At 70.1% G+C, this 20,077-nt stretch carries 24 protein-coding genes; 14 read left to right on the top strand and 10 right to left on the bottom strand.

The features are described 5' to 3' along the window. Positions 1 to 25 precede the first annotated feature (25 nt). Positions 26 to 289: a hypothetical protein gene (locus ACYCO6_RS21225; protein WP_459762999.1), complete on the top strand. Its 264-nt coding sequence runs from the start codon at positions 26 to 28 to the stop codon at positions 287 to 289. Positions 290 to 302: 13 nt separating this feature from the next. Here ACYCO6_RS21225 and rmf read toward each other — a convergent pair whose 3' ends face one another. Together rmf and ACYCO6_RS21215 are read right to left on the bottom strand one after the other, a co-directional pair. Continuing rightward, a complete protein-coding gene (gene rmf, locus ACYCO6_RS21220) occupies positions 303 to 491 on the bottom strand; it encodes a ribosome modulation factor (RefSeq protein ID WP_459762997.1) in 189 nt (62 codons plus the stop codon). A 96-nt stretch (positions 492 to 587) separates the two neighbouring features. Next, positions 588 to 1,508, bottom strand: a complete 921-nt coding sequence (locus ACYCO6_RS21215; RefSeq protein WP_459762995.1) for a 50S ribosomal protein L11 methyltransferase — start codon at positions 1,506 to 1,508, stop codon at positions 588 to 590. A 281-nt stretch (positions 1,509 to 1,789) separates the two neighbouring features. Here ACYCO6_RS21215 and ACYCO6_RS21210 point away from each other — a divergent pair, with 281 nt between their 5' ends. From ACYCO6_RS21210 to ACYCO6_RS21180, 7 genes are all read left to right on the top strand, one after another. Then, positions 1,790 to 1,933 carry a hypothetical protein gene (locus ACYCO6_RS21210; RefSeq protein ID WP_459762993.1) on the top strand — a complete coding sequence of 48 codons (144 nt, stop codon included), beginning with the start codon at positions 1,790 to 1,792 and terminating at the stop codon, positions 1,931 to 1,933. Positions 1,934 to 2,111: 178 nt separating this feature from the next. Beyond that, positions 2,112 to 2,309 (top strand): hypothetical protein, encoded by a 198-nt coding sequence (locus ACYCO6_RS21205; protein WP_459762990.1) that lies wholly within the window; start codon positions 2,112 to 2,114, stop codon positions 2,307 to 2,309. A 119-nt stretch (positions 2,310 to 2,428) separates the two neighbouring features. Continuing rightward, positions 2,429 to 3,244 carry a molybdate ABC transporter substrate-binding protein gene (modA, locus tag ACYCO6_RS21200; protein ID WP_459762988.1) on the top strand — a complete coding sequence of 272 codons (816 nt, stop codon included), beginning with the start codon at positions 2,429 to 2,431 and terminating at the stop codon, positions 3,242 to 3,244. 15 nt (positions 3,245 to 3,259) lie between these two features. Further along, positions 3,260 to 3,952, top strand: coding sequence for a molybdate ABC transporter permease subunit (gene modB / locus ACYCO6_RS21195; RefSeq protein WP_459762986.1), 693 nt, complete (start codon positions 3,260 to 3,262; stop codon positions 3,950 to 3,952). Positions 3,953 to 4,047: 95 nt separating this feature from the next. After that, positions 4,048 to 5,151, top strand: coding sequence for a molybdenum ABC transporter ATP-binding protein (gene modC, locus ACYCO6_RS21190; RefSeq protein ID WP_459762984.1), 1,104 nt, complete (start codon positions 4,048 to 4,050; stop codon positions 5,149 to 5,151). A 325-nt stretch (positions 5,152 to 5,476) separates the two neighbouring features. Beyond that, positions 5,477 to 5,944 (top strand): nuclear transport factor 2 family protein, encoded by a 468-nt coding sequence (locus ACYCO6_RS21185; RefSeq protein ID WP_459762982.1) that lies wholly within the window; start codon positions 5,477 to 5,479, stop codon positions 5,942 to 5,944. Between the two features lie 5 nt (positions 5,945 to 5,949). Further along, entirely contained in the window at positions 5,950 to 6,507 is a 558-nt protein-coding gene (locus ACYCO6_RS21180) for a TetR/AcrR family transcriptional regulator (protein ID WP_459762980.1), read from the top strand. 26 nt (positions 6,508 to 6,533) lie between these two features. Here ACYCO6_RS21180 and ACYCO6_RS21175 read toward each other — a convergent pair whose 3' ends face one another. The 5 genes from ACYCO6_RS21175 to ACYCO6_RS21155 form a co-directional block, all read right to left on the bottom strand. Then, positions 6,534 to 7,694 (bottom strand): M20 aminoacylase family protein, encoded by a 1,161-nt coding sequence (locus ACYCO6_RS21175; RefSeq protein WP_459762978.1) that lies wholly within the window; start codon positions 7,692 to 7,694, stop codon positions 6,534 to 6,536. Beyond that, on the bottom strand, positions 7,691 to 8,959 hold the full coding sequence (locus ACYCO6_RS21170; protein WP_459762976.1) for a GNAT family N-acetyltransferase: 1,269 nt from the start codon (positions 8,957 to 8,959) through the stop codon (positions 7,691 to 7,693). Before ACYCO6_RS21170 ends, ACYCO6_RS21175 begins: the two co-directional genes overlap by 4 nt. Positions 8,960 to 9,090: 131 nt before the next feature. Continuing rightward, positions 9,091 to 9,492, bottom strand: a complete 402-nt coding sequence (locus ACYCO6_RS21165) for a lysozyme inhibitor LprI family protein (protein ID WP_459762974.1) — start codon at positions 9,490 to 9,492, stop codon at positions 9,091 to 9,093. Next, the gene (locus tag ACYCO6_RS21160; protein WP_459762973.1) at positions 9,489 to 10,238 is read right to left on the bottom strand and encodes a glycerophosphodiester phosphodiesterase family protein; all 750 of its coding nucleotides are present in this window, start codon (positions 10,236 to 10,238) and stop codon (positions 9,489 to 9,491) included. Before ACYCO6_RS21160 ends, ACYCO6_RS21165 begins: the two co-directional genes overlap by 4 nt. 2 nt (positions 10,239 to 10,240) lie before the next feature. Then, entirely contained in the window at positions 10,241 to 10,714 is a 474-nt protein-coding gene (locus ACYCO6_RS21155) for a RidA family protein (protein ID WP_459762971.1), read from the bottom strand. A 271-nt stretch (positions 10,715 to 10,985) separates the two neighbouring features. Here ACYCO6_RS21155 and ACYCO6_RS21150 point away from each other — a divergent pair, with 271 nt between their 5' ends. The 4 genes from ACYCO6_RS21150 (at position 10,986) to ACYCO6_RS21135 (ending at position 15,954) form a co-directional block, all read left to right on the top strand. Next, positions 10,986 to 12,176: an acetylornithine transaminase gene (locus tag ACYCO6_RS21150; protein ID WP_459762969.1), complete on the top strand. Its 1,191-nt coding sequence runs from the start codon at positions 10,986 to 10,988 to the stop codon at positions 12,174 to 12,176. A 167-nt stretch (positions 12,177 to 12,343) separates the two neighbouring features. Further along, the gene (gene argF, locus ACYCO6_RS21145) at positions 12,344 to 13,324 is read left to right on the top strand and encodes an ornithine carbamoyltransferase (protein ID WP_459762967.1); all 981 of its coding nucleotides are present in this window, start codon (positions 12,344 to 12,346) and stop codon (positions 13,322 to 13,324) included. Positions 13,325 to 13,576: 252 nt separating this feature from the next. After that, entirely contained in the window at positions 13,577 to 14,602 is a 1,026-nt protein-coding gene (locus tag ACYCO6_RS21140) for an Hsp33 family molecular chaperone (RefSeq protein WP_459762965.1), read from the top strand. Positions 14,603 to 14,772: 170 nt separating this feature from the next. Continuing rightward, positions 14,773 to 15,954: a hypothetical protein gene (locus ACYCO6_RS21135; protein ID WP_459762963.1), complete on the top strand. Its 1,182-nt coding sequence runs from the start codon at positions 14,773 to 14,775 to the stop codon at positions 15,952 to 15,954. Positions 15,955 to 15,996: 42 nt separating this feature from the next. On the opposite strand, the gene speG is transcribed toward ACYCO6_RS21135, so the two are convergent. Genes speG through apaG form a run of 3 tightly spaced genes read right to left on the bottom strand, consistent with a single transcriptional unit; the run spans position 15,997 to position 18,162 of the window. Then, positions 15,997 to 16,566: a spermidine N1-acetyltransferase gene (gene speG / locus ACYCO6_RS21130; protein ID WP_459762961.1), complete on the bottom strand. Its 570-nt coding sequence runs from the start codon at positions 16,564 to 16,566 to the stop codon at positions 15,997 to 15,999. Beyond that, positions 16,563 to 17,732, bottom strand: a complete 1,170-nt coding sequence (gene argE / locus ACYCO6_RS21125) for an acetylornithine deacetylase (RefSeq protein WP_459762959.1) — start codon at positions 17,730 to 17,732, stop codon at positions 16,563 to 16,565. The genes speG and argE overlap by 4 nt, the downstream gene beginning before the upstream one ends. Positions 17,733 to 17,769: 37 nt before the next feature. After that, positions 17,770 to 18,162 (bottom strand): Co2+/Mg2+ efflux protein ApaG, encoded by a 393-nt coding sequence (gene apaG, locus ACYCO6_RS21120; RefSeq protein WP_459762956.1) that lies wholly within the window; start codon positions 18,160 to 18,162, stop codon positions 17,770 to 17,772. A 277-nt stretch (positions 18,163 to 18,439) separates the two neighbouring features. On the opposite strand from apaG, the gene ACYCO6_RS21115 reads away from it, so the two are divergent. Beyond that, complete coding sequence (locus ACYCO6_RS21115) at positions 18,440 to 19,564, top strand: 2'-deoxycytidine 5'-triphosphate deaminase (protein ID WP_459762954.1); 1,125 nt, start codon at positions 18,440 to 18,442, stop codon at positions 19,562 to 19,564. Between the two features lie 36 nt (positions 19,565 to 19,600). Continuing rightward, the gene (locus tag ACYCO6_RS21110; protein ID WP_459762952.1) at positions 19,601 to 20,062 is read left to right on the top strand and encodes an Lrp/AsnC family transcriptional regulator; all 462 of its coding nucleotides are present in this window, start codon (positions 19,601 to 19,603) and stop codon (positions 20,060 to 20,062) included. The last annotated feature ends 15 nt before the right edge of the window (positions 20,063 to 20,077 follow it).

Here is a 20,077-nt window from a genome sequence, read left to right as displayed (position 1 = left end):
GCCGGATTTGGCGTATTTCTCCACGATGCCTCGCCGCGTCTACTACCGGATCTGCGACAGACCCGACGGCCGCTTCGACGCCGTCGTGACGATCGAGCCCGACACGGTGGTTCGGCGCGATGGCTTCAACGCGCTTGCAGAGGTCGAGGAGTGGATCGAGGGCCTGCGTGTCCTGATGGCGGCCCTCGGCGCGCCCGTGGCGCAAGAAAACGGGCCCGAACCCTCGACCGCGGTCGAAGCGGAGGCGGACGTATCGCTGGAGCCGGGGCGAGTGCGCACGGCGCGCTAACCCCGCCCGAGGGTCAGCCGTTCGTCGCCGGTAAATCGGGCGCGCGATTGGTGGGCGCGCCGTCGTAGCCCTCCAGCCACGCCGTACGAGCTGCCGAATTCACCGGGTACGGGCACGCGTCCTTGGGCCGGCCCTGCGCCCGCGCACGGGCGCCCTCGGTAATCGGGTCCGACGGCGGATCGTGGAGCGACGTCTGGCTCATGCCCGGACAACGCGCCAAGGGGTTCCCGGTTCTACGCCTCGCGCGACGCGCATTGACCCGCGCCGATCGCGCACCGCCGCGACCGGCGACGGGCACTCAGCGGCGTGGCCGCTTGGCCGCGCCGCCCCGCATCAGCACCAAGGCGACCCAGCCCTCGATCAGCCCATGGCGGACGAGCGAGAAACCCTGGTGGCGATAGGCCGAGAGCACGCCGGCCACGTCGCGCTCGATCAGACCCGAGAGGACCAGCACGCCTCCGGGGGCGACGACCCGGGCCAGCGTCGGCGCGAGCAGCCGCAGGGGTCGCGCTAGGATATTGGCGAAGACCAGATCGAAGTGGCGCGACCGATTCGCGAGCCGATGGCGCACCCCCGGCCCCTCGTAAAGTTTGAGGTAGGGGCCGAGGCCGTTGGCCCGGGCGTTCTCGCGGGCCGTGCGCACGGCTTCGACATCCAGGTCCCCTGCCACCACGGGCTGCCGCAGCGCCTTGGCGGCCGCGAAAGCGAGGATCCCGGTCCCGGTACCGACGTCCAATATATGGGTTGGGCGCCGCCGCTTCAGTTCGGAGACCAGCGCCCGCAGGCAGCCCAGCGTCGTTCCATGATGGCCCGTGCCGAAGGCCAGCGCCGCCTCGATCTCGATCGGCAAGTCATTGGCCCGCACCGCGTCGCGGTCGTGCGAGCCGTGCACGAGGAAGCGGCCGGCGCGAACCGGCTTCAGGCCCTCCAGCGAGGCGCGGACCCAGTCCTGCTGCTCGATCGTGCGGAACTCGGCCGCGTCGGCCGCGTCGCCGATCAGCGGGCGGATCAGCGCGCGGATGTAGTCCTCGTCAGGCGCGTCGGCGAAATAGGCCTCAAGCCGCCAGGTCCGGCCATCGGCATCCTCGAACGCAGCCACCGCGGTCTCTGTCGGATCGAACATCTCGCCCAGCAGATCGGTCATCGCCCGGGCCGAGCGTTCGTCGGTCAGGAGACGCAGGACGTGGGACGGGCGATGGGGCGGCAGGCCTTCGAGCATGGGTCCGGGCTGTAGCGCCGGGACGCGCCGCATCACAGGGGGGCGACGTGAAAAAATCCGGCCGTCCGTCTTTCGGGCCGGAGAGTGCACCGAGAAGCGTCGCTGAATTTGTTGCTGGCCGGACACATCACACAATACATGCTTTACCCCCAGGATAAATCAGTTTTCACGCGTCATCCATGTGCTTAAACAGTCTCGGCTTCCCCGAGGCCAGACCCTCAACTCCGGCGCGCCGCTCTTCGTGAACCGGCGCGCCAGTTTTGATAGACGACAGTGTGTTCATGACCTCACCGCTCCTCATCAGCGTCGTCTTCGCGCTTGTGACGACTGGTGTGGCCACGCTCTGGGCAGCTTTCGTGGCGACCGGCATGGAGGCGATGCCGGAGCCAGAGGCGGTCGAGCGGCGTGACATCCGGACTTGGTGAGACCCGAGCCCTGACGCTGCGAAGTCGGACATTTCCGAATCGCCCCACCCGTGCCCAGGAATGCGGCACGATGTCCGCGCGTTAATCAAAGGATCCGCAGCTTCGCGGGAACCGGCCGCGGAGGTCGGCGTTTTTGCCGGCTTTTCCGTGAATCGCGATTGAGCAGGATGCGTACAGCGTGACCAAGTCCAGGCGTTACGGCCCCCGGGGGCCCGTGGTCGTCAACGACGCGTCGGTCCTTCCTCAACCCCGCGATCGGATCTTCGGCGGTCCTGCGCCGGACGGGCCGCTACCGGGCCGCCTTCTCGTCCTCTTGAGCCGTCTGCATCGGGCGGAGGCCGCGCCGAAGGAAGGCCACGAGATCCCGCACGGGTGATTCCGACGCCGCGGTCCGATAGGCCGGAGCGGCAGCCCTTGGCCGGCGGGGGCGCCCCCCCTATGATCCCCGTCGTACCCGGCCGGATATAACGGGACACGACAGGGGATGCCCGATCCATGCGCCTGAATCGACGGATCCTGGTTGCAATCGCCCTCGGCGCTTTTGCGCTTGCCCCTGTTCCCGGACCAGTGCGCGCGGATGAGCCCGTGGTGGTTTTCGCGGCGGCGAGCCTGAAGAACGCGCTGGATGAGGCCTCGGCCGCCTGGGCCAAGGAAAGCGGGAAGGCCGTCCGGATCTCCTATGCGGGCTCAAACGCCCTCGCCAAGCAGATCGAGGCGGGGGCTCCGGCCGATCTGTTCGTCTCGGCGGACCAAGCCTGGATGGATTATGTCGAGAAGGCCGGCCTCGTGAAGCCGGGCTCGCGCGTCGACCTCCTGCGCAATGAACTGGTGCTGATCGCGCCGGGGCCCAAGAACACCGCCACGGACCCGCAGATCGCCTTGGCGCCGGACTTCGGCACGACGCTGACGCGGGTGCTGGGTGGCGGCAAACTCGCGATGGCGACGATCGACGCCGTCCCGGCTGGCAAGTACGGCAAGGCCGCCCTCGAACGGCTCGGCGCCTGGAAGGCGGTGAAGGGACAGGTCGCCCAGGCCGAGAACGTGCGGGCCGCCCTGCTGCTCGTCGCCCGGGGCGAGGCGCCGCTGGGCATCGTCTACGCCACGGACGCGGCCGCCGACCCGAGCGTACATGTGGTGGCGACCTTCCCGGCCGACAGCCACCCACCGATCGTCTACCCGGCCGCCCTCGTCAACGGATCGCGCAATCCGGATGCCGCCCTCCTGCTGACCGCTCTGCGTGGCCCGGCGGCCCGGGGCTTCTTCGAGCGCCAGGGATTCACGGTTGTCGGGGCGCCTGGCGCCAGCCAGTAGCGCCGAGGCGCTGCCGTGCTCGGTCTCACCCCGGAGGAGTGGACCTCCGTCGCCCTGAGCCTGCGTGTCGCCACGGTGGCGACGCTCACGAGCCTCGTGCCCGGCGTCGCCGTCGCGTGGCTGCTGGCGCGGCGCCGGTTTCCCGGCCGCGCGCTCCTCGACGGGCTGGTTCACCTGCCGCTGATCCTGCCCCCCGTGGTGACAGGCTACCTGCTGCTTCTGACTTTCGGCCGGCGCGGCCTGCTCGGAAGCGCGCTGGCGGAGATCGGCATCGTCTTCTCCTTCCGCTGGACCGGGGCGGCGCTCGCCTGCGCGATCATGGGGTTTCCCCTGATGGTACGGGCGATGCGACTCTCCATCGAGGCGGTGGACCGGCGGCTGGAACAGGCGGCCGGAAGCCTGGGCGCGACTCCGCTCGCCGTGTTCCTCACGGTCACGCTGCCGCTGAGCCTGCCGGGCTGTATCGCGGGCGCCGTGCTGGCCTTCGCCAAGGCCATGGGTGAGTTCGGCGCGACCATCACCTTCGTGTCGAACATTCCGGGAGAGACCCAGACGCTGCCTTCGGCGATCTACACCCTGACCCAGGTGCCGGGCGGGGAGGGGCCGGCCCTGCGCCTGACCCTGATCTCGATCGCCCTGTCTGTCACGGCTCTGCTCGTCTCGGAACTCCTGGCTTCCGGGGCCGGGCGGCGGCTGGGAGGAGGCTGAATGGTCTGGCCTGCGAGGCGGGACCGATCAGGCGCGCGACACCTCCGGGTGTGGGCCGGGACGCGCCGCGCGCCCTGCCAGCCGGGACGCGCCGCGTGAGCATCCAGGTTGACGTTCAGCTTCGGCGGGGCGCCTTCGCGCTCAACGCGGCCTTCGAGGCCGGTCCGGGACTCACCGCCCTGTTCGGGCGCTCGGGTTCGGGGAAGACGACGCTCATCGACCTGATCGCCGGGCTCGCCCGGCCGGACCGGGGCCGAATCATCGTCGATCAGGTCACGCTGGTCGACACAGCGGGGCGCATCTTCCTTCCGCCTCACCGGCGCCGCGTCGGCGTGGTGTTCCAGGACGCGCGGCTGTTCCCGCACCTCAGCGTGCGGTCCAATCTCCGTTACGGCCGCGTCTTTGCCCGCCAGCGGCCCGACCCGGCAGCCTTCGGCGCTGTGATCGGGATGCTCGGCATCGAGCACCTCCTCGACCGGCGCCCCGGCGGTCTCTCGGGGGGCGAGCGCCAGCGGGTGGCGATCGGGCGGGCGCTGCTCGCCAAGCCGCGCCTCCTGCTGATGGACGAGCCGCTGGCAGCCCTGGACGAGGCCCGAAAGGCGGAGATCCTGCCCTATATCGAGCGCCTGCGCGACGAAGCCGGCGTGCCCGTCGTCTATGTCAGCCATGCCGTCTCGGAAGTGGCGCGGCTCGCCACCACGGTAATTGTGCTGGAGGCCGGACACGTCGCCGCCGCCGGCCCGGCGGAAGCGATCCTGCGCCGGGCCGACCTCGTGCCGGTCCACGAGGCCGAGGCCGGCGCGCTCCTCGATATGGTCGTGGCCGAGGCGGATCCGGACACCGGCCTCACGCGCCTCACTGGCGCCGCCGGGCAGTTGCTGGTGCCGAGGCTGGCGCGACCACCTGGGACACGGCTGCGGGTGCGGATCCCCGCCCGCGACGTACTGGTGGCCACCGAGCGCCCCAGGGGCCTCAGCGCGCGCAACATCCTCACCGGCCATGTCTGCGCATTGACGCCCGCGGGCGCCGAAATGGCGGTCGAGATCGACTGCAACGGCGCCCGGGTCGCCGCGCGCCTGACGGCGGCGGCAGTCCGCGAACTCGGGCTGGAGCTCGGGCGCGCCGTTCACGCGATCATCAAGAGCGCCGCCTTCGACCCGGTTGGGATCGGCACGCTTCGGCCGGCGGTCGCGATCTGAGACTGCGCGAGCCTCGGACCGCGAGGCCTGCGGGCTGCCTCATCCGAGCTGGGTCAGCAGGGTGAAGGCGCCGAAGATCAGCACCGCCGCCACCGAGGCGGCGAGCAGGATGAGGGCAGCGCGCGATTCCCGCAGTTCCGGCGACATGGGCCTCCCCGATCTCAGCTTTTGCTGGTTTGCCGGCCCGCGGGAGATTTGCATCGATCCAGCCGCCTGTCGACACGGATCGAAGCCGGCAGTCCCGAATAACGGCGCCGTTTGACTCGGAGGTCCGGCCGTGAGCACCTTTGTACCGATCGGTACAAACTTTGTTCCGGAGCAACCCGTGTCGAATCGCCCGCCGCTTCCGCCCTTTACCGCCGAGACGGCGTCCCAGAAGGCCCGCATGGCCGAGGATGCGTGGAACGGGCGGGATCCCGAGCGCGTAGCGCTCGCCTACACGCCGGACAGCGTCTGGCGGAACCGCAGCGAATTCTTCGCGGGGCGTGAGGCCATCGTGGCCTTTCTCCAGCGCAAATGGGCGAAGGAACTCGATTACAGGCTGGTCAAGGAGGTCTGGACCTTCGGCGGCGACCGGATCGCCGTGCGCTTTGCCTACGAGTGGCACGACGCGAGCGGGCAGTGGTTCCGCTCCTTTGGCAACGAGAACTGGGAGTTCGACGAACACGGCCTGATGCGGCGCCGGATCGCCAGCATCAACGACCTTGCGATCACGGCGGCCGACCGCAAGTTCCACTGGCCGCTCGGCCGACGCCCCGACGATCATCCGGGCCTGAGCGATCTCGGCCTCTAGCTGCCATGTCAAGCGCGGCGGAGCGCGCCGGGATCCTCCCGGCGCTCGCGGAAGTGTTCCGTGCGCACGGCTACGAGGGCACCAGCCTGTCGCTCATCACGCGGGCGACCGGCCTGGGCAAGGGCAGCCTGTATCACCTCTTCCCCGGCGGGAAGGCCGAGATGGCCGCCTGCGTCCTCGCGGAGATCGACGCCTGGTTCGAGAGCAACCTCTACGCGCCGCTGCGCGAGGCGGACCGCCCGACCGAGGCCGTATCCGCCATGTTCGACGCCGTGGAGGGGTACTTCCGCTCCGGGCGGCGGGTCTGCCTCGTGGGCGTCGTGGCGCTCGGCTCGGAGCGCGATCGCTTCGCGGAGGCGGTGCGGAGCTACTTCGCGCGCTGGGTAGCGGCCCTCGCGCACGCCCTGAGGCGATCCGGCCGGGACGGGGCGGCGAGCGATGCCCTGGCGGAGGAGGTCGTCGCCCGGATTCAGGGCGCCATCGTGCTGGCGCGGGCCCTCGACGAGCCCCCACTCTTCACCCGCGCCATCGCGGCCCTGAGGACCAGGGTCGCCGCGGGCTGAACGCCGCGGCGACCCTCGCCGGCGTCTCAGGCGGCGGTGCGGCGCTCCACCAACCGGGCGAGGAACGCGCTGCCGATCGGGATGATCGAGTCGTCGAAGTTGTAGCCGGCATTGTGCAGGCCGGGGCCGGGATTGGCGCCGAGCCAGACATAGGCGCCAGGCACCGCCATGGTCATGTCGGCGAAGTCCTCGCTGCCCATCTTGGGCACGACATTCGCCTCGACCTTGTCGGCCCCGAGCAGCTCGGTGGCGACCTCCGTGGCGGCCGCCGCCTGCTCGGGCGCATTCTCCAGCACGGAGAACACGTCCTGCAGGTCGACCGTGATCTCGGCGCCGTAGGCGGCACCGAAGCCCGCCGCGAGCTCGCGCATGCGGGTGCCGGCCAGCGCCCGGATCTCCTTGTCGAAGGTGCGGATGGTCCCGGCGAGATGCGCCGTCTCCGGAATCACGTTGTAGGCCGAACCCGCCTCAATCCGGGTGATCGACAGCACGATCGACTTCAGCGGATCGGCGTTGCGCGAGACGATCGACTGGAGCGCCTGGGCGAGCCCGGTGGCGATCACGATCGGATCGGTGCCGCGATGGGGCTGAGCGGCGTGGATGCCCTTGCCGCGGATGTGGATGTCGAAGAAGTCGGCCGCCGCCATGATCGGGCCGGGGCGGAGCTTGATCATCCCGTGGCCGCCGCCCGGCTGGTTGTGCAGGCCGTAGATCTCGTCGCAGGGGAACTTCTCGAACAGCCCGTCCTTCAGCATGGCCCGGGCGCCGCCACGGCCTTCCTCGGCGGGCTGGAACACGAAAACCGCCGTGCCGTCGAAATTGCGGGTCTCCGCGAGATAGCGCGCGGCGCCGACCAGCATCGTGGTGTGGCCGTCATGACCGCAGGCGTGCATCTTGCCGGCATAGGTCGAGCGGTAGGGGAGATTGGTCTCCTCCTCAATGGGCAGGGCGTCCATGTCGGCGCGCAGGCCGATCCGCCTTCCATTGTCGGTCCGGCCCTTGAGCAGCCCCACCACCCCGGTGCCGCCGATGCCGCGATGCACCTCGCAGCCGAACTTCTCCAGCAGGTCGGCCACGATGCCGGCGGTGCGCACCTCCTCGAAGCCGAGTTCCGGATGGGCGTGCAGGTCGCGGCGCAGGGCCGTCAGCTCGTCGGCATAGGTCTTGATGTGCTCGATCGGACTCATGTCTCGGGACCTTCGGGGGAGGATGTCTCGGAACGGGAAGCGCCGTCGCAGGCGCCGCCCGCATCCGTACGCCGGAACGGCGTCAATGTGTCGAGGGCGTCAACTGCCTCGGCGACGTGGGCGCGCTCCCGCTGCAAGTAATCGGCCACCGCGCGGCGCAGCGCCGGGTCGGCGATGTCGTGGGCCGAGTGCATCAGGACCGGACGGTAGCCGCGGGCGAGCTTGTGTTCGCCCTGCGCGCCCGCCTCGACGCGCTTCAGGCCACGGGCGATCGCGAAATCGATCGCCTGATAGTAGCAGACCTCGAAATGCAGGAAGGGATGATCCTCAATGCAGCCCCAGTTGCGCCCGTAGAGCGCCGTGTCGCCGATCAGGTTGATCGCACCGGCGATGTACCCGCCCGCGCGCCTCGCCATCACGAGCAGCACCCGGTCCGCCATGCGCTCGGACAGGAGCGAGAAGAACCGGCGGTTGAGGTAGGGGCGCCCCCATTTCCGGGAGCCCGTGTCCATGTAGAAGGCGTAGAACGCGTCCCAGTGGGTCTCGGTGATGTCCGCGCCGGTCAGGTGCTCCACGGTGATCCCGGGTGCGAGCGCGTCGCGGCGCTCCTTGCGGATGGTCTTCCGCTTGCGCGAGGCGAGGGCGGCGAGGAAGTCGTCGAAGGTCGCGTAGCCGTCGTTCTCCCAGTGGAACTGCTGGTCGGTGCGCAGCAGGAACCCGGCGGCGCCCGCTCGGTCCCACTCGGTCTCGCGCATGAAGGTGACATGGATCGAGGACGCCTTGGTCTCACCGCGCATGGCCCTCAAGCCCGCGACGAGGCCGGCGGTGGCCTCGTCCGGATCGGCGCCCGGGGCGATCAGGAAACGCGGTCCGGTCACCGGCGTGAACGGCACGCTGACCTGGAGCTTGGGGTAGTAGTCGCCGCCGGCCCGCTCGTACGCATCGGCCCAGCCGTGATCGAACACGTACTCGCCCTGGCTGTGCGATTTCAGGTAGCAGGGCGCCACGCCGAGGCGCTGGCCGTCGCGCTCGACGGAGACGTGAAGGGGTAGCCAGCCGGTTTTGCGGGAGACGCAGCCCGAATCCTCCAGCGCCGACAGGAAAGCGTGCGACACGAACGGGTTGTGGGTCTCGTCGCCGGCCGCCAGGGTCTCGGGGGAGAAGGCGCAGGCATCCCAATCCGGCGCGCCGATCTCCTTCAATCCGGGAATCGCCCGCACGGTCAGTGTGGCGGTCTCCGGCGTCGGCCCGGGTGCTTGCTTCATGGCGGCGACTCTAGCCGGTGCCCGAGGAGGAGCAAGCGGGCGGATACGCGCGGCGGTGATGGCAGCCTTTCAATGAGGCGCCTAACGAAACCGCTTTCACATCCCCTCGCCCGCGACGGAGGCCGGGCGCATCACTCGTTGAACCGGCCGACGCAGGTGACGTCACCCTCCTCGCAGGTGAGATAGCCGTTCAGCACCTTGACTCGTGCGGCCGTGACCCGGGCCAGGCAGTCCGCGCGGACCTGCGGCTGCATGGAGCCGCCCTCGACGCCCATCGCCTCCAGGGCGCAGCTTGCGTCCCGGAACGGCAGCCACGCCTTCTGCGCCGCCCGTAGGCCATCCTTCGCCTCAGGACCGATCTGCTTCATCAGCCGGCCGTAGGCTTGGTTCATCGCCGCATCCGCGCGGTCGTAGGCGGTCGCCGCGCAGGCATTCAGATCCATCTGGGTCGAGGCGGCGCATGGATCGGCCGCCCGGGCCGGTCCGGCGGCGATCAGCATTGCAGAGAGGCCGACGCAGATCGACCGGCTCACGGCACGAACCCCTCGAACACCATCTGGTCCGCGTGCGCGCCCGCGCGGGCGCGCTGGTCCTCGCTCCGGACGGTCCAGGCCATGACGGGGATCCGTCCGAGCAGCCGGCAGAGATAGGTCGGGGCGCACGGCAAGTCGTCCACCCGCCAGGACAGGAAGTCGGGCCGGGTCTCGGCGAAGTGCAGGAGATTGGACAGAGCGAGGCGGGTGCTCGGCGGCAGCGCCGCATAGGCCGGATCGTCCTGCGTGGTCTCCGCTACAATGCCGCGCGGGAGTGTCGTCGGGCAGAGGTCCCGCAGAGCCGCGACCACCTGCGGATCGAAGGATTTCAGCGCCACCGGGCCGCCGTACGACGCGGCGATCTCGGCGGTGCGCGTGGCGAGCCGCAGATCGCCGTCGTAGCGGGACTTCACCTCGATCACCACCGGCACGGCGCCGTTCACGGCAGCCAGGAAGTCCGGCAGGGTCGGGATCGTCTCCGCGGTCCCAGCCACCGCGAGGCGCGCGAGCTCGGCCGCGGATTTCTCCGCGACCGCCTCGCTCGCCTCCGTCAGCCGCCCCAGGGCGGCGTCGTGGAATACGATCGCTTCGCCGTCGGCGCTCGCCTGCACGTCGCACTCGATGGCGAAGCCGCCGGCCACCGCCGCCCGGGCGGCGGCCAGCGTGTTCTCAGGCCGGCCCGCCGCCCGGTCGTGCAGCCCGCGATGGGCGATCGGCTGCGCGGTGAGCCAGTCGGGGGCGGCCATCGTTACCGGACCTCGAACATCGCCTCGACCTCGACCGCGGCGTCGAGGGGCAATTCCGCCACGCCGACGGTCGAGCGGGCGTGGCGCCCGCGGTCGCCCAGCAGCTCGACCATCAGGTCGGAGGCGCCGTTCATCACTCCGGCCACCGCCGAGAAGCCCGGCGCCGCATTGATGAAGCCGCCGAGCCGCACGCACCGGACGACCGCGTGGTCGAGGTCGCCCACCGCCGCCTCGAGCTGGGCGAGGACATTGAGCGCGCAGAGCCGGGCGGCGGCCTTGCCGGCCTCGGCCGAGACGTCGCCGCCGACCTTGCCCTTGTGCTCGGCCGCGATCGTGCCGTCCGCGCCGAAGCAGACTTGGCCGGAGATCACCACGAGGCTGCCCGTGCGCACGAACGGCACGTAGTTCGCCACCGGCGCCGCCGCCGTCGGCAGGGTGAGACCCTGCGCCTTCAAGCGTTCCTTGACCGTGCTCATCGGGACCTCCCGCGCTGACTGAAACCCGCCGCAGGCTGGAGCATGGCCGCCCCCCGCAGCGCAAGGGGATGAGTCGCGCACAGGCTAGAAATCGGGCCTTCCACGGTCGCGCGCAGAGCTGCCGCGCGTGCCGGGTGAACATCGAAACGTTGACAGGGGCGGCCTCTTTCATAGTAATCGCGCGCGTGCCGCCCATCACTGAGGCGGCACTTTCATTTGGAGCCGGCTAACGCTTGCTCCGCGATTTTTGCGAGAGACGGAGATGGGACCCGTGACGTCAGCCCTTCTGCCGACCTACGTCCGCGCGCCGCTCGCCTTCGAGCGCGGCGAGGGCGCTTGGCTCGTGACGGAGGGCGGCGAGCGATACCTCGATTTCGGCTCCGGTATCGCGGTGAACGGCCTCGGCCACGCCCACCCGCACCTCGTCGGAGCGCTCACCGAGCAGGCGGCCAAGATCTGGCACACCTCGAATCTGTTCCAGATCCCGGGCGGCGAGCGGCTCGGGCAGCGCTTGGTCGACGCGACCTTCGCGGACGTGGTCTTCTTCTGCAACTCGGGCGCCGAGGCCAACGAGGCGGCGATCAAGATCGCCCGGAAGTACCATGCGGCCGGCGGGCATCCCGAACGCTACCGGATCGTCACCTTCGCGGGCGCCTTCCACGGGCGCACGCTCGCGACCCTCGCGGCCGGCGGCCAGCAGAAATACATCGAGGGCTTCGGTCCCAAGGTCGAGGGCTTCGATCAGGTCCCGGCCGCCGACTGGGCGGCGCTGGAGGCGGTGATCGGACCCGAGACGGCCGCGCTGATGATCGAGCCGATTCAGGGCGAAGGCGGCGTGCGGGTAATTCCCAACGCGGACCTGCGCCGGCTGCGCGAGATCTGCGACGCGAACGGCCTGCTGCTGATCATGGACGAGGTGCAGACCGGCGTCGGCCGCACCGGCCGGCTGTTCGCCCACGAGTGGTCCGGCATAACCCCGGACATCATGAGTGTGGCCAAGGGAATCGGCGGCGGCTTCCCGCTCGGCGCCTGCCTCGCGACTCGCGAGGCCGCCCGCGGCATGACCGCCGGCACGCACGGCACCACCTTCGGCGGCAATCCGCTGGCCATGGCGGTGGGCAACGCCGTGCTCGACGTCGTGCTGGAGGACGGCTTCCTCGACCGCGTCGCCCGGTCCGGGCTGCTGCTCATGCAGAAGCTCGCGGCCCTGCGCGACCGGCATCCTCACGTCTTCGAGGAGATCCGCGGCGAGGGGTTGATGCTCGGCCTCAAGCTCGGCGTGCCGAACACCGACTTCGCCGTCGCCGCGCGCGACGCGCATCTCCTGGTGATCCCGGCCGGCGACAACGTCGTTCGGCTGCTGCCGCCGCTGACCATCGGCGAGGCGGAGATCGACGAGGCGATCCGGCGCCTGGATCAGGCAGCCTCCGGCTTCGAGGCCGTACGCGGGGCGGCCGAATAGGACCGATCCCGAGAATTTTGAACACCGCCCCCATGCCGTGGAGGGCGGCCCGAAGCATTTCCGGGCGCAGTCGATCCCGGCGCGCGTGACGGAAATGCCCCTGCCAGGAGGTAGAGTGCGGTTCATGATCAGGTGATCGTTGAGCAGACTCTAGGTATTGTGACGCGATGAAAGCCCAGATTGACGGCCGGGCACAGGCCCCGGCCCCGCACCTGAACGGTGCCGGCCCTCGCCATTTCCTCGACCTCAAGGATTTCTCCGGGGCGGACCTGCGTCGGGTCCTCGATGCCAGCGCGGCCATCAAGGCGCGCCGCCGCAAGGGCGAGTTGGCCGCTGAGCGCCCGCTGACCGGCAAGATCCTGGCGATGGTGTTCGACCGGCCCTCGACCCGCACCCGAGTCTCGTTCGACGTGGCGATGCGCGAGCTCGGCGGCGAGACCCTGATGCTCACCGGCTCCGAGATGCAGCTCGGCCGCGGCGAGACCATCGGCGACACGGCGCAGGTCCTGTCGCGCTTCGTCGACGCGATCATGATCCGCATCCTCGACCACGGTCAGATGCTGGAACTGGCCGAGTACGCCACCGTCCCGGTGATCAACGCCCTCACCAAGGTGTCGCATCCCTGCCAGATCATGGCCGACGTGCTGACCTTCGAGGAGCATCGCGGGCCGATCAAGGGCCGGACCGTGGCGTGGTCGGGCGACGCCAACAATGTGCTGGCGAGCTGGGTCCATGCGGCCGCGCGCTTCGACTTCACCCTGAACATCGCGAGCCCGCCCGAGCTGGCACCGCCGCCCGGCCTGATCGCCTGGGCGAAGCAGGAGGGTGCGGACGTCCATGTCACCACGGATGCCTTCGCGGCCGTGGACGGCGCAGATGCCGTGGTGACGGATTGCTGGGTCTCGATGGGCGACGACGACGAGGCCCACCGCCACAACCTGCTGAGCCCCTATCAGGTCAATGCCAAGCTGATGGCGGCGGCCAAGCCGGACGCGATCTTCATGCACTGCCTGCCCGCCCATCGCGGCGAGGAGGTGACGGCCGAGGTGATGGACGGGCCGAACTCGGTGGTGTTCGACGAGGCGGAGAACCGCCTGCATGCGCAGAAGGGGATCCTGGCCTGGTGCCTGCGCGCGGGCGGGCTCTGAGCCCGGGGTCGCGCTTCCCGAAGCGGCGCCCCATATAGGCCTCAGCGGGGCGCGTTCGCGGCCCGCCTCCCCATTACGGCTGCCGGACGGCAGCACCCCGGCGACGGACGTGGCGTGTCGCGCCCCCTCTTCCGTGCGGGCGCGGGCGGGGTGAGGAAGCCGATCTTTCCGCGAGGGTCATCTTCCACACCGCGTTCCTCTCCGCGCGGGAGCCGACCGACGCGGGCGCCGGGCGCATTGATCGGAGAGGGCATGACCTCAGGAACACAGTTGCAATCCCAGCACCAGCACGCCGGCAACGGCCATGCCGGCGCGGATGATGCCGTGCTGCCCTTCGCCGTCGAGGCCCTCGACGTGCGCGGGCGCGTGGTCCGGCTCGGGCCCTCGGTGGACACGATCCTGCGCCGACACGGCTACCCGGACCCCGTGGCGCGGCTGCTCGGCGAGGCGGCGGCACTCACGGTGCTGCTCGGCTCCTCGCTCAAGTTCGAGGGCCGGTTCCAGCTCCAGACCAAGACCGACGGCCCGGTCGCGATGATCGTGGTCGATTTCGAGGCGCCCGACCGTCTGCGCGCCACCGCGCGGTTCGAGCCGGAGCGGGTGGCCGCCCTCGGCTCCGGCCCCCTTCAGGATTCCGACCTGATCGGCACCGGCCACTTGGCCATGACCATCGACCAGGGGACCACGGCCAGCCGCTACCAGGGCGTCGTCGCGCTCGAAGGCCAGAGCCTCGAGGAGGCCGCGCACCAGTATTTCCGCCAGTCCGAGCAGATCCCCACGCAGGTGCGGCTCGCCATGGCCGAGGCCGTGGAGGAGGGCGCCGGCCGCTGGCGGGCCGGCGGCCTGATCGTGCAGTTCCTGCCGCAGTCGATCGACCGCGCCCGGCTCGCCGACCTGCCGCCGGGCGACATCCCGGAGGGGCACGCGCACCTCTCTGGGGGCGCCCCGGAGGACGATGCCTGGGTCGAGGCGCGTTCCCTGGTCGCCACGATCGAGGATCACGAGCTGGTCGATCCCAACGTGTCGAGCGAAACCCTGCTCTACCGGCTGTTCCATGAGCGCGGGGTGCGGGTCTTCGAGCGCCAGCCGGTCCACGAGACCTGCCGATGCTCGCGCGAGCGCGTGATGGGCATGATCCGCTCGTTCACCCCGCAGGAGCGGCGCGACATGGTGGCGGATGACGGGCGAATCGTGATCACCTGTGAGTTCTGCTCCCGGCGCTACGACCTCGATCCGCAGGAAGTCGAGGCCGAGATCGCGGAACAACCGCAACAGTAGAACCCGCGCGCCCGACCGTGCCCGAAGGCTATCGCTCCCGGATACGGCCAAGCTTCCTACGCGTAACGCATGAATACCGGTATTCGTTGCGTGAATTTTTAGAGACCCTGACCTGAACCGTTCCCGGACCTTCGACGTTGCGTGGCAGATTCAACATCGGAGGAATTCCCATGCGGAAATTGTCCATCGGTCTGGCCGCGCTGCTGATCAGCACCTCGGCCTACGCGCAACAGGGCGGCGCCGAGCGCGGCGCCGGGATGAGCGGCCGCGGCGCCCAGGGCGGTGCCGAGGCTGGAATGAAGGCCGGGGGCGGCGAGCGCGGCGGCATGCAGGGTGGTGGCCAGGCGGCTTCTGACCGGGGTGGCGCCGATATGGGCCGCTCTGCGCAGGGTCGGGATTCGGGCGGCGAAGGCCGGATGGCCCAGGATCGGGGTCGCGGCGGTGCGGAGCGCGGTGACCGCGACGGTGCCCGCGCCGAACGCAACGAGCGCGGCGACCGCAACGGAGCCCGTGCGGAGCGCAATGAGCGCGGCGATCGTCATGGCGACCGCGCCGACTTCCGCGGCCGGACCGATGTCAGCAGCCGGACCGACGTGCACGCCCACCGGGCCGATGGCGGCTTCCGCCGCGAGGGCCGCTACGTGTTCATCGGCGGCCGACGGGTCGTCTACGGCTCGCCGGAGTATCGCCGCCTGATCGTCACCGAGAACCGGGGTCCGCGCCAGCGCTACGTGGTCATCCGCGGCCATCGCGTTCTCTACGGCTCGCCCGAGTACAAGCGCCTCGTCAGCATTCACGAGAGCGGCCCGCGTCAGCGCTACGTGGTCATCCGCGGCCACCGCGTCCTGTACGGCTCGCCCGAGTATCGCCGCCTCGTCTCGGTGCACGAGGATCGATACGTGACGATCCGCGGGCATCGAGTGCGCTACGGTTCCGACGAGTATCGTCGCCTGAGCGGCGGCGGCACCGTCAATGCGAGCTTCCACTCCGAGCAGCGCGCCGGCGCCCGCTTCGACCATCGCGGCGAGCGGGACGGCGTCCGGAACGTGTCGCGCCACGAGGGACGCAATGAGGGCCGGATGGACCGCGGCAACGACCGCGGCATGGATCGGACGGCCGGCCAGGATCGCAAGACCGACGGCATGCGCAACAGCGACATGCGCGGTGGCCAGCAGGATGGCATCCGGAACGCCTCGGACCGCGGTGGTCAACAGGGGGGCATGAAGGCCAACGGCAGCGAGGGCGGCCGGACGGGCGGCGCCGAGCGCGGCGGCATGAGCGGCGGCAGCATGGGCGGCGCCCAGGGTGCCGGCCGGTCGGGCGGCCAGACGGGCGGTGCCGGCCGCAACTGAGCGGGCCCGATATGAGACGGGGAGGGGCTCTCGGCCCCTCCCTCACACTTTCAGCACGGGCTCGGCGATGTCGCCGCCGCCACCGCGGGACCTGAGATGGTCGGGCTGGAACAGGCACATGCGCACCGCATCGCGGTAGCGGCCGTTCACGAAGAACTCGTCCTTGAGGACACCCTCGGCGCGGAAGCCGCAGCGCTCGTAGATGCGCACGGCCCGGGCATTGTCCCGATCGACGTGCAGGTAGAGCTTGTGGATGTTGAGCACGCTGAACGCGTAATCCATGGCGATCCGCGTCGCCTGCCAGGCGTAACCGCGTCCCTGGAAGCTCGGGTGGATCGCGATCTGAAACTCGCAGCGCCGGTGGAGATGGTTGATCTCCACGAGCTCGATCAGCCCGGCTGGCTCGCCGCTCGGATCGGCCACGATGAAGCGGCGCTCGGTCTGGTTGTGGATGTTGCGCTCATAGAGCTGCTGCAGTTCAGCGAAGGACTCGTAGGCCTCCTCGAACCAGTAGCGCATGATGCTGTCGTTGTTGTTGAGCTGGTGGACGAAGCGCAGGTCCTCCCGCTCCAGCGGTCGCAGCTTGATGGTGATGCCGGTGAGCGCGTTCATGACGCACAGGCCTCGATCAGGTTGCGCAGAAACCGCTCGCCCTGGCCGAGCGCGTCGAGGGTGATGAACTCGTCGGGCTGGTGGGCCTGCGCGATGTCGCCGGGCCCGCAGACGACGGTCGGAATGCCTGCCGCCTGGAACTGCCCCGCCTCGGTCGCGTAGGGAACCGCGATGGTGCGGTTGCGCCCGGCGAGCCGCCGGCAGAGCCGCTCGGCCTCCGAGCCGGGCTCGGGCGCGAGGCCGGGAATGTCGACCTCCTCCAGGGTCTCGATCCGTCCGTAATCGCCGTAGCGGTTGAGGCGTTCGCGGGTCACCCGCTCGACCTCCCGGGCGAAGAGCCGCGGGATCTCGGCGGGGTCGAGATCCGGCAGGCCGCGATACTCCCAGTGGAAGCGGCACTCCTTGGCCAGGATGTTGCGGGCGGTGCCGCCGTGGATCGTCCCGACATGGACTGTGGTGGCGGCCGGATCGAACCGCCCCGAGGGATCGCCGCGCTCGATCATCAGATCGGCGATCCGGTTGAGCCCGGCCACGAGTTCGCAGGCCGCCGCCACGGCGTTCGCGCCCAGGGCGGGCCGGGCGGAATGGGCCTCGCGGCCGTGCACGGTGGTGAGGCAGGTGACGATGCTCTTGTGCGCGTCCGCCACCTCCATCCCGGTGGGCTCGCCGACGATCACCGCGGCGGGCCGCGGCAGGTCGGCGCCGAAGCGGGCGATCCCGTCCATCGAACCGAGACAGGTGGTCTCCTCGTCGTAGGACAGCAGGATGTGGATCGGCCGCTTCAGGTCGGCGGCCAGCATGTCGGGCACCAGCGCGAGCGCCAGGGCGTCGAACCCCTTCATGTCGACGGCGCCCCTTCCATAGGCCCGGCCGTCGGCGACGCGCAGCGTGAACGGGTCGCTGGTCCAGGCCTGACCCGCCACCGGCACCACGTCGGTATGGCCGGAGAGCACCACGCCCCCGTGGGCCATTGGACCGATCGTGGCGAGGATGGCCGCCTTGTCGCCCACGGCGTTCGGCAGGCGCAGGTACGGCACGTCCCAGCCGTCGAGGTAGACGCAGACGGACTCGACCAGGGCGAGGTTGGACTTGTCGCTCTCCGTGTCGAACGACACGAGGCGGGCCAGCATGTCGAGCGGGTTCAGCCGCTCGCCGGTCGCGGGCATGGATTCCTCCGGAGCGAGGCCCCGGATGTCCGAGGCCTCAGTGCAGGCTGCGGCGGACGTGCGGGCTGTCGAGGGAGAAGGCGGGAATCTCGGCCTCGAAGCTCTCACCGGCTACCGTCGCCATGGTGTAGCTGCCGGCCATCAGCCCGTCGGGCGTGTTGAGCGGGCACCCGCTCGTGTAGCAGAAGGATTCGCCCGGCTCCAGCACCGGCTGCTTGCCGACCACGCCAGTGCCGCGCACCTCCTGGCAGGCGCCGTGCCCGTCGATGATGCGCCAGTGACGGGAGCGCAGCTGAACCTGTTCGTGACCGTTGTTCACGATCTCGACCGTGTAAGCGAAGAAGTAGCGACTCTCCGTCGGCGAGGATTCCTCCTCGACGAAGCGGGACTGTACGGTCACACTAATTCCACGCGTCTCGGCCTTGTACATCGCCCTATTAGGCCCTTCTTCGGACTGTGCGAGTCGCTGAAGCTGACTGCACCGCGCTTCACTGGGGGTGGTAGTAGGCGGCGGAATCGCCGTCAATTGCGGCGGACTACCTCGCGCGAGCCTGTGCTGGCCGCCACAGGATCGCGCGCGGAGCCGCTCGGCGCAGCCCACCGCATGACGGGAGCGGCCGGACGGGTTAAGCCGGCATTAGCCGGTCCCGGCGGAGAACGGAGATTGCCGCGGACCGGCCGGGGCGCGCGAAGGAGTCAGGGGCGCGATGAACGCGGGCGCAGGCAAGCAGGCCGCCGATTCGGGCGCGGAAAGCCGCGGCGGCATCCTGCCGGCCCAGGCGATCGCGGCGCTCGCGAAAGCGGGAGGCATCCGTGCCGCGAGCGCCTTCACGGCCGATCAGATCCAGCCCGCCAGCCTCGACCTGCGCCTCGGCGACAAGGCCTATCGGGTCCGCACGAGCTTCCTGCCGGGTGCCGGGCGCACGGTCCAGACCTGCGTCGACCGGCTGTCGCTGCACACGATCGACCTGCGCCCCGGCGCCGTCTTGGAGACGGGCTGCGTCTACATCGCCGAACTGCAGGAACGCCTGGCCCTGCCGGGCGATCTCGCGGCGGCGGCGAACCCGAAGAGTTCCACCGGGCGCATCGACGTGTTCACCAGGGTGATCACCGACCGGGGCGAAGCTTTCGATCAGGTCGAGCCCGGCTATGACGGCCCGCTCTATGCGGAGATCTCGCCGCGGACGTTCCCGGTGCTGGTCCGCACGGGCTCACGCCTGTCTCAGATCCGCTTCCGCCGGGGGGCGCCGCGGCTGACGGAATCCGAACTCGGCCTGCTCCATGCCCGCTCGGCGCTGGTGGACGTGGACAGCCCGTCGTTCCAGGGCGGCGTGGCGGTCTCGGTGGACCTGTCCGGCTTCGACGGGCTGGTCGGTTACCGGGCGAAGCGCCACACCGGCCTCGTCGACGTGGATGCCCCCGGACGTCACCGGGCCTCGGACTTCTGGGAGCCGCTCGCTGCCGACGGATCGGGCAGCCTGATCCTCGATCCCGGCCAATTCTACATCCTGGCCTCGAAGGAGGCGGTGCAGGTCCCGCCGGACCATGCTGCCGAGATGGTGCCGTTCGATCCCCTGGTCGGCGAGTTCCGGGTCCATTACGCCGGATTCTTCGATCCGGGCTTCGGCTATGCCGGGGCCGGGGGGGAGGGAGCGCGCGCCGTGCTGGAGGTGCGCTCGCGCGACGTGCCGTTCCTGCTGGAGGACGGCCAGATCGTCGGCCGCCTCGTCTACGAGCGCATGCTGGACGTGCCGGAGACGCTTTACGGGGCCGGCGCCGGCTCGAACTACCAGGCCCAGGGACTGAAGCTCTCGAAACACTTCGTCCTGTAGGCCCGGCTCGGGTCCTCCGACGGGAGCATCGATCGCATGGATGCGGTGGACCGGAAGATCCTGGACGTTCTCCAAGAGGACGCGACGCTGCCGGTGGCCGAGCTCGCCGAGCGGGTCGGGGTCAGCGCGGCGCCATGCTGGCGGCGGGTGAAGAAGCTGGAGGCCTCCGGGGTGATCCGGCGCCGGGTCGCCCTGGTCGATCGCCGCAAGGTCAACGTCCCCACGACGGTCTTCGTGGCCGTGAAGGCGCCCCGCCATGCCGCCGACTGGTCCGACGCGTTTCGGCGGGTCGTCGCCGGATTCCCGGAGATCGTCGAGGCCTGGCGCCTGACCGGCGAGGTCGACTATCTGCTCCGCATCGTCGTGCCCGATATCGAGGCCTACGACGCCGTCTACCAGCGCCTCATCGCCAAGCTCGACTTCTCGAACCTGTCCTCCTCCATCGCCATGGAGGAGATGAAGTACACGACCGCCGTCCCGACGATCTACGTGGCCTGAGGCCGGCGCCCCGAT

This window comes from Methylobacterium sp. CM6257, assembly GCF_054611515.1.
This window is presented reverse-complemented; position numbering and strand designations above follow the sequence as displayed.